At 62.0% G+C, this 1,833-nt stretch carries 1 protein-coding gene; it reads right to left on the reverse strand.

Going from position 1 to position 1,833, the window contains the following annotated elements; genetic code table 11:
• Positions 1–1,794, reverse strand: a 1,794-nt coding sequence (locus tag JNL55_RS00070; RefSeq protein WP_293848048.1) for an amidohydrolase family protein, incomplete at its 3' end; no start/stop codon positions are given.
• Between the last annotated feature and the right edge of the window lie 39 nt (positions 1,795–1,833).

Below are 1,833 nucleotides of genomic sequence, written 5' to 3' on the forward strand. Positions count from 1 at the left end.
GGCGGCGAACCATGGCGGTGGTTGCGAGCGACGGCGCGGCCACAGTTCATCGAGCGACTCGCCGTCATACAGGCGGCCGCCCTTCAGCACTCGATGGATCGACTTCGACTGGCGAATGTCGCGGCTCGGATCGGCGTCAAGAATCACGAGGTCGGCGAGTTTGCCAGCCTCGATGCTGCCAAGATCGCGTCGGCGACCAATTGCCTCGGCGGATCCAATCGTAGCCGCGCGCAGCGCCTCCATCGGGGTCATCCCACCTTGGACGTGGGCTTCCAGCTCCCAATGCAAACCAGGCCCCGGAATCTCTCCATGCGCTCCCATGCCAATGATGCCGCCTGCGCGTTGGATGCGTGCCGCGTCGTTGCCCAGTCGCGGATAGATTAGCGTCGCCGGCTCGCTCCACGGCCGCGTCAATGCAGACTGGGCAACGATGTAATAAGGTCGCGTGCGCGTGAATTTGGGATCGACGGCCGGACGGTCGCGAATCACAAAGTTGTCCTGCCCGCCCTCGCCGCCGTTCTTGATTTGCAACGTCCCGTCGTAAGACGTCCGACTGCGCGCGACCAGTTCGATCACGTCGCGATACAGTGCCGTGGGCAACGCATGCTCGTTGCCGGCGAAGCCGTCCATGATCTGGCTCAGATCGAGTTTCAACGCCAGCGAACCTTCGGTGGTCGGCATGACACCCATCTCCGCCGCGGCCTGCGCCAGCCACTGACGCTGCGTACGATTGCCGATGAGATATTGCTTCACATTGACCGTACGATAATGATCGCGGTGACGAGCCAGCAGTGCACGCGCGTCTGTCAAGGAAGCAAGGCGATTGAATGAGAACATCGCCATGCCCGTGGTACGCACTCTGGAACCGGTGATGACACCGGCGTCAACCAAATCCTGATAAGCGAACATGTCGATGCTGAGCGACGACGGATCGAAGGCTGTCGTGATTCCATACGCCAGCCGCGCACGCAAACCCCACACGTCCATCGACAGCACATCCCTGCGAATGTCCGCGACGTGATCGTGAATGTCGATGAAGCCGGGAACGATGATCTTGCCGCTCATCTCCAGCACGGTCGTATCGGCGGGGATAGGAAATGAGCCGCGCGAGCCAACGGCAGCAAACCGTCCGTCGCGAACCAGGATGTCGGCGTCTTCGATGATCTCATCGCCGTGCATCGTGATGGTTCGCGCACTACGCAAGAGCAGCGTACCTCGGGGATCGTCGCGCGGAATTTCCACGACGGCCTTGAATGCGGCAGTTCGGGGCCGGCTCGGAACGTCAGCATTCCAGCTCGGCTGCGCGACGTCATTTAGTTTGATGTCGGAGAGCGGCCGACGATAAAACGTCGAGCCCACCGCCCAAGTGATGGTCTTGCCAGCATCGGCCCATTCGAAGAAGTCCGCGCCGACGTCGGTGATGCGTCGATGCTGCAGCCCGGGCTGGGAAAGATCGATGGTTTGGCCCGGCGGTGGCGCCGCCAGTAGATGCAGCTGCTGAGCGATGCCGACCAACAACCATTTCCCATCAGGACTCAGCCGACTCTCATCCACAGCGGTCGGCCCCTCCATGAAATACCAGGCGGGGCCGCGAACGTCACTGAATGCTTTGATTTCCCCCGTTGTGAGCTGCACGGCTGACAAGCCGGCGCCGGTATGAAGATAGGCCGTATCGGCCTCGTGTGCGAAATGCGGCTTGCCGCCGAACGTGCCTCGCGCGACTACCCGCGCTGCGCCTCCGGCCACCGGCAGAGAGATGAGTGCGGCTTCGCGGATCTGGCGACCGAATTCCATCGTTGCATGCAAGCGGGCCGTATTGTCCGAACGAACGGC

The sequence above is a fragment of the Steroidobacter sp. genome (genome assembly GCF_016790065.1).
Classification (GTDB): domain Bacteria; phylum Pseudomonadota; class Gammaproteobacteria; order Steroidobacterales; family Steroidobacteraceae; genus Steroidobacter.